Here is a 6,043-nt window from a genome sequence, read left to right as displayed (position 1 = left end):
GTTGTACCGTGTAACGCGCGGTGTTCTTTTGCATCAGAAGGACGAGTAACTGTTACTGTGTTACCTTCTAATTCTATTTTAATATCAGAACTGAATGTACGAGAAAGTTCACCTTTAGATCCTTTTACAGTTACCAGGTTATTTTCACCCACTGTAAGAGTAACGTCAGATGGCATTTCGATAGGCTGTTTTCCTACACGTGACATCCTGTTGCACCTCCATTCATTTAAAAAATATTACCAAACGTAAGCTAATACTTCTCCGCCCACTTGTTGTGCACGAGCTTCTTTATCAGTTAAAACACCTTGAGAAGTGGAAACAAGTGCGATACCTAATCCGTTTAATACTTTAGGTACTTCAGTAGATTTTGCATATACACGTAAACCTGGTTTAGAGATACGTTTCAATCCAGTGATTACGCGCTCGTTGTTTGCTCCATATTTCAAGAAAATGCGGATAACACCTTGTTTGTTATCTTCAACATATTCTACGTCACGTACGAAACCTTCACGTTTGAGGATTTCAGCAACTTCTTTCTTGATGTTGGAAGCAGGAACTTCCAGTCTTTCGTGACGAACCATGTTCGCATTACGGATGCGAGTAAGCAAATCTGCAATTGGATCTGTCATTGTCATAATAATTTACCTCCTTCCCAATATAGGGTATTACCAACTAGCTTTCTTAACGCCAGGAATCTGACCCTTGTATGCAAGTTCACGGAAACAAATACGGCAAAGCTTGAATTTACGGATTACTGAATGAGGACGTCCGCAACGTTCGCAACGTGTGTACGCTTGAACATTATGCTTTGGCGTGCGTTTTTGTTTCGCAATCATTGATTTTTTAGCCACATTTTCGCCTCCCTTATATAGCGATTACTTTTGGAATGGCATTCCGATTTGAGTTAATAACTCACGAGCTTCTTCATCTGAATTAGCAGTAGTTACGATAACGATATCCATACCACGTACTTTAGATACTTTATCATAGTCGATCTCAGGGAAAATCAATTGCTCTTTTACTCCAAGAGTGTAGTTACCGCGACCGTCGAATGCTTTCTTAGAAACACCGCGGAAGTCACGTACACGTGGAAGAGAAACAGAGATCAATTTATCTAAGAATTGGTACATACGCTCTCCGCGAAGAGTAACTTTTGCACCGATTGGCATACCTTCACGAAGACGGAAGCCAGCGATAGATTTCTTTGCTTTCGTTACAACTGGTTTTTGACCAGTGATTTGTGTCAATTCATCAACTGCTACATCAAGAGCCTTTGAGTTTTGAACAGCATCACCGATACCCATGTTTACAACGATCTTTTCAACTTTAGGTACTTCCATTACTGATTTGTAATTGAATTTGCTCACAAGAGCTGGACTGATTTCACTTTGGAATTTTTCTTTTAGGCGGTTCATCCAGAATACCTCCCTTCTTTATAGAACTATTTATCTAGAACTTCACCTGATTTTTTTGCTACACGTACTTTTTTGCCGTCTTCCGTTTTATAACCTACACGAGTTGCCTCGTTAGATTTCGGATCTAAAAGCATTACATTTGATACGTGGATAGATGCTTCTTGGCTGATGATTCCGCCTTGCGGGTTCATCTGTGAAGGCTTGGCGTGTTTTTTCACAACGTTGATTCCTTCAACCAGCACTCGGTCTTTCTTAGGGAACGCAGCAAGAACTTCACCCGTTTTGCCTTTGTCTTTCCCAGTAATGACCACTACTTTATCGCCTTTTTTTATATGCATTTCATCGCACCTCCTTGAATGGCCCAATGCTAATCTATTAAAGAACTTCTGGAGCTAAAGATACAATTTTCATAAAGTTGCTGTCACGTAATTCACGAGCGACAGGTCCGAAGATACGAGTTCCACGCGGTCCTTTATCGTCACGGATGATTACACATGCGTTCTCGTCGAACTTGATGTAAGTACCGTCTTGACGACGAACACCAGACTTAGTACGAACGACAACTGCTTTAACTACGTCACCTTTTTTAACAACGCCACCTGGTGTTGCTTGTTTTACTGTACATACGATTACATCACCGATGTTAGCAGTCTTGCGTCCAGAACCACCAAGAACTTTAATCGTTAATACTTCACGAGCACCAGAGTTGTCAGCAACTTTTAAACGTGATTCTTGTTGAATCATGTAGGTTACCTCCCTTCGGAATAAAAAATTATCCGAGCAAATATATTAGATAATAACTGCTTTTTCAACAACTTCTACTAAACGGAAACGTTTCGTAGCAGATAGTGGACGAGTCTCCATGATACGTACGATATCGCCTACTTTTGCTTCGTTGTTCTCATCATGAGTTTTAAACTTCTTAGAGTACTTTACGCGCTTGCCGTATAGAGAATGCTTTTTATAAGTTTCTACCATAACCGTTACTGTTTTATCCATTTTGTCGGAAACAACACGGCCAGTGTAAACCTTACGTTGGTTGCGGTCACTCATTTAAGCAAACCTCCTCTCATTTATCGATTGTTAACCCCGATCTCTCTTTCACGGATTACAGTTTTCATACGAGCGATCCCTTTGCGGACTTCACGGATGCGGGCAGTGTTTTCAAGCTGGCCAGTCGCAAGTTGGAAGCGAAGGTTAAATAACTCTTCTTTCAGAGTTTTGACTTTTTGTTCTATTTCGGCAGTGGTTAGGTCACGAATTTCATTAGTTTTCATTTGATTCACCACCAATTTCCTCTCGTTTTACAAACTTACATTTAACAGGAAGTTTGTGTGCTGCAAGACGAAGAGCTTCACGAGCAACCTCTTCAGAAACACCAGCTACTTCAAACATGATCTTTCCAGGCTTGACTACTGCTACCCAACCTTCAGGAGCCCCTTTACCAGAACCCATACGTACTTCTAAAGGCTTAGCAGTGTAAGGTTTGTGAGGGAAGATTTTAATCCATACTTTACCGCCACGTTTCATGTAACGAGTCATAGCGATACGAGCAGATTCGATTTGACGGTTTGTGATCCAAGAAGCTTCTGTAGCTTGTAAACCGTATTCACCGAACGCAACTTCCTGACCGCCTTTAGCACGACCACGCATTTTACCACGGTGTTCGCGACGATGTTTAACGCGTTTAGGTAATAACATAATTATTTGCCTCCTTCCTCAGATTTCTTTCTTGTAGGAAGAACTTCTCCACGGTAGATCCATACTTTAACACCAAGCTTACCGTAAGTAGTGTCAGCTTCTTCATGAGCATAGTCAATGTCAGCGCGTAGAGTATGAAGTGGAACAGTACCTTCACTGTAATGTTCAGCACGAGCGATGTCAGCTCCGCCTAGACGACCAGATACTTGTGTTTTAATTCCTTTTGCACCAGCACGCATCGCACGTTGGATCGCTTGCTTTTGAGCACGACGGAAAGAAACACGGTTTTCTAATTGACGAGCAATGTTTTCTGCTACTAATTTAGCATCAACGTCAGCTCTTTTGATTTCAACGATGTTGATGTGTACACGTTTTGAAGTCAGTTCGTTAAGAGCTTTACGAAGAGCTTCAACTTCAGTACCACCTTTACCGATAACCATACCAGGCTTAGCTGTATGAACAGTAATGTTGATACGGTTTGCAGCGCGTTCGATTTCCACTTTAGAAACAGATGCGTCTACTAAACGTTTTGCAATATATTCACGTACTTTTAAGTCTTCGTGTAAAAGTGTAGCGTAATCTTTGTCTGCGTACCATTTAGACTCCCAATCACGAATTATACCGACACGAAGTCCGACCGGATGTACTTTTTGACCCACGGATTATCCCTCCTTCTTTTCTGATACTACAAGTGTAATGTGACTTGTACGTTTGTTAATTTGACTTGCACGACCCATCGCACGTGGACGGAAACGTTTAAGTGTTGGTCCTTCATTTACATATGCCTCAGTAACGATCAGGCTGTTAATATCCATGTCATAATTATGCTCCGCGTTTGCGATAGCAGATTTAAGTACTTTTTCAACGACTGGTGAAGCTGCCTTAGGCGTGTGATTAAGAATCGCAACTGCTTCTCCAACTTGCTTACCTCGGATTAGATCAACGACTAAACGTACTTTACGAGGAGCAATACGTACTGTTCTAGCAACAGCTTTTGCTTGCATTAGGATACCCTCCTCTCAATTAGCGTCTTGTTTTCTTATCATCACTTGCATGGCCTTTGTAAGTACGAGATGGTGCGAATTCACCAAGCTTGTGCCCTACCATGTCTTCAGTGACGTATACAGGTACATGTTTACGACCATCGTAAACTGCGATAGTGTGACCGATGAATGCTGGGAAGATCGTTGAACGACGGGACCAAGTTTTTACCACTTGCTTTCCATCAGTTTCGTTCAATTTTTCTACCTTGCTCATTAAATGATCATCAACAAAAGGTCCTTTTTTTAAGCTACGACCCATGTTTGAACCTCCCTTCGTGATTGGTCTACGGCTCTAGATGCGAACCGTAGTTCAACCCCGTTATTTTTTGCGGCGACGCACAATAAATTTATCTGATTTGTTGTTCTTCTTACGTGTCTTGTATCCAAGAGTAGGTTTGCCCCATGGAGACATTGGTGATTTACGTCCGATTGGTGCACGTCCTTCACCACCACCGTGTGGGTGATCGTTAGGGTTCATAACAGAACCACGAACCGTTGGGCGTTTGCCTAACCAGCGGGAACGTCCAGCTTTACCAATGTTGATAAGTTCGTGCTGCTCATTTCCAACTTGACCGACAGTTGCGCGGCAAGCAGAAAGGATCATACGAGTCTCACCAGAGTTAAGACGTACAAGAACGTATTTACCTTCTTTACCAAGTACTTGTGCAGATGTTCCAGCAGAACGTACCAGCTGTCCACCTTTGCCTGGTTTAAGTTCGATATTGTGTACTACTGTACCAACAGGGATGTTGATAAGTGGTAACGCATTACCTGTTTTGATATCCGCTTCAGGTCCAGACATTACTTCCATACCTACTTCGATTGACTTAGGTGCAAGAATGTAACGCTTTTCTCCATCAGCATAGTTGATTAGTGCAATATTTGCAGAGCGGTTTGGATCGTATTCGATCGTAGCAACGCGTCCAGGTATACCATCTTTTTCACGTTTGAAGTCGATGATACGGTATTGACGCTTATGACCGCCGCCTTGATGACGAACTGTTAACTTACCTTGGTTGTTACGGCCACCCTTTTTGTGCAGGGGTGCTAATAATGACTTTTCCGGAGAATCCGTAGTGATTTCAGCGAAATCAGAGCTAGTCATGCCGCGACGACCATTAGAGGTAGGTTTGTACTTTTTAATCGCCATGTTTTTCCCTCCTCTTCTTAATTAAGTGAATTATACTTCAAAGAATTCGATTTCTTTGCTGTCAGCAGTAAGTTTAACGATTGCTTTACGACGTTTGTTAGTGTAACCAGCGTGTTTACCCATACGTTTGAACTTACCTTTGTAGTTCATGACATTAACTTTTTCAACTTTTACGTCAAAGATTTCTTCAACAGCGTCTTTTACTTGAGTTTTGTTCGCTCTAGTATCTACTTCGAACGTATACTTTTTCTCAGACATAAGATCTGTAGAAGCTTCTGTAATTACGGGGCGCTTAATGATTTCACGTACATCCATTATGCAAGCACCTCCTCTACTTTTTCAACAGCTGATTTAGTCATCACTAGTTTGTCGTGTCCTAATACATCAAGAACGCTGATTCCATCTGCAGGAACAACTGTTACACCAGGGATGTTACGAGCTGAAAGTGCTACATTTTCGTCAAGACCGTCAGTAACGACTAATGTTTTAGCGTTAACAGAAAGACCTTTTAGAACGTTAGCAAATTCTTTTGTTTTTGGAGCATCAAATGATAATGCTTCTAATACCAAGATGTTTTCTTCCACTACTTTAGAAGAAAGCGCAGATTTGATCGCTAAGCGACGAACCTTCTTAGGTAATTTGTAGCTGTAGCTGCGTGGAACCGGTCCAAATACAACTCCACCGCCGCGCCATTGTGGAGAACGGATTGACCCTTGACGAGCACGACCTGTTCC

15 protein-coding genes are annotated in these 6,043 nt (G+C 41.9%); all 15 read right to left on the bottom strand.

Annotation, left to right across the window (positions count from 1 at the left end; all coding sequences use genetic code 11):
- The coding region (locus HP456_RS18475) for a 50S ribosomal protein L6 (RefSeq protein ID WP_172253795.1) at window positions 1-206 on the bottom strand (206 nt) is incomplete at its 3' end.
- 30 nt (window positions 207-236) lie between these two features.
- Entirely contained in the window at window positions 237-635 is a 399-nt protein-coding gene (gene rpsH, locus HP456_RS18470; protein ID WP_172253793.1) for a 30S ribosomal protein S8, read from the bottom strand.
- A gap of 30 nt (window positions 636-665) precedes the next feature.
- On the bottom strand, window positions 666-851 hold the full coding sequence (locus HP456_RS18465; RefSeq protein ID WP_010191505.1) for a type Z 30S ribosomal protein S14: 186 nt from the start codon (window positions 849-851) through the stop codon (window positions 666-668).
- Between the two features lie 24 nt (window positions 852-875).
- Window positions 876-1,415, bottom strand: a complete 540-nt coding sequence (gene rplE / locus HP456_RS18460; protein ID WP_071617122.1) for a 50S ribosomal protein L5 — start codon at window positions 1,413-1,415, stop codon at window positions 876-878.
- A gap of 26 nt (window positions 1,416-1,441) precedes the next feature.
- Window positions 1,442-1,753: a 50S ribosomal protein L24 gene (gene rplX, locus HP456_RS18455; RefSeq protein WP_172253792.1), complete on the bottom strand. Its 312-nt coding sequence runs from the start codon at window positions 1,751-1,753 to the stop codon at window positions 1,442-1,444.
- A gap of 37 nt (window positions 1,754-1,790) precedes the next feature.
- A complete protein-coding gene (gene rplN, locus HP456_RS18450) occupies window positions 1,791-2,159 on the bottom strand; it encodes a 50S ribosomal protein L14 (protein ID WP_032085280.1) in 369 nt (122 codons plus the stop codon).
- Between the two features lie 45 nt (window positions 2,160-2,204).
- Complete coding sequence (gene rpsQ, locus HP456_RS18445) at window positions 2,205-2,468, bottom strand: 30S ribosomal protein S17 (RefSeq protein ID WP_032085279.1); 264 nt, start codon at window positions 2,466-2,468, stop codon at window positions 2,205-2,207.
- A 20-nt stretch (window positions 2,469-2,488) separates the two neighbouring features.
- A complete protein-coding gene (gene rpmC, locus HP456_RS18440; RefSeq protein WP_032085278.1) occupies window positions 2,489-2,692 on the bottom strand; it encodes a 50S ribosomal protein L29 in 204 nt (67 codons plus the stop codon).
- Window positions 2,682-3,116, bottom strand: a complete 435-nt coding sequence (rplP, locus tag HP456_RS18435; RefSeq protein ID WP_032085277.1) for a 50S ribosomal protein L16 — start codon at window positions 3,114-3,116, stop codon at window positions 2,682-2,684. The genes rpmC and rplP overlap by 11 nt, the downstream gene beginning before the upstream one ends.
- A gap of 2 nt (window positions 3,117-3,118) precedes the next feature.
- Entirely contained in the window at window positions 3,119-3,775 is a 657-nt protein-coding gene (rpsC, locus tag HP456_RS18430; RefSeq protein WP_172253791.1) for a 30S ribosomal protein S3, read from the bottom strand.
- A 3-nt stretch (window positions 3,776-3,778) separates the two neighbouring features.
- Window positions 3,779-4,120 (bottom strand): 50S ribosomal protein L22, encoded by a 342-nt coding sequence (gene rplV / locus HP456_RS18425; protein ID WP_172253790.1) that lies wholly within the window; start codon window positions 4,118-4,120, stop codon window positions 3,779-3,781.
- Between the two features lie 19 nt (window positions 4,121-4,139).
- Complete coding sequence (gene rpsS / locus HP456_RS18420) at window positions 4,140-4,418, bottom strand: 30S ribosomal protein S19 (RefSeq protein ID WP_172253789.1); 279 nt, start codon at window positions 4,416-4,418, stop codon at window positions 4,140-4,142.
- Window positions 4,419-4,478: 60 nt separating this feature from the next.
- Complete coding sequence (gene rplB, locus HP456_RS18415) at window positions 4,479-5,309, bottom strand: 50S ribosomal protein L2 (protein ID WP_172253788.1); 831 nt, start codon at window positions 5,307-5,309, stop codon at window positions 4,479-4,481.
- A gap of 30 nt (window positions 5,310-5,339) precedes the next feature.
- Window positions 5,340-5,624 carry a 50S ribosomal protein L23 gene (rplW, locus tag HP456_RS18410; RefSeq protein ID WP_216663343.1) on the bottom strand — a complete coding sequence of 95 codons (285 nt, stop codon included), beginning with the start codon at window positions 5,622-5,624 and terminating at the stop codon, window positions 5,340-5,342.
- Window positions 5,624-6,043, bottom strand: a 420-nt coding sequence (gene rplD, locus HP456_RS18405) for a 50S ribosomal protein L4 (protein WP_172253787.1), incomplete at its 5' end; no start/stop codon positions are given. The genes rplD and rplW, both read right to left, overlap by 1 nt.

This window comes from Bacillus haikouensis (genome assembly GCF_013179555.1).
Taxonomy (GTDB): domain Bacteria; phylum Bacillota; class Bacilli; order Bacillales; family Bacillaceae_B; genus Rossellomorea; species Rossellomorea haikouensis_A.
The sequence above is the reverse complement of the archived record's forward strand: the minus strand, read 5'-3'. Positions and strand labels throughout refer to the sequence as shown.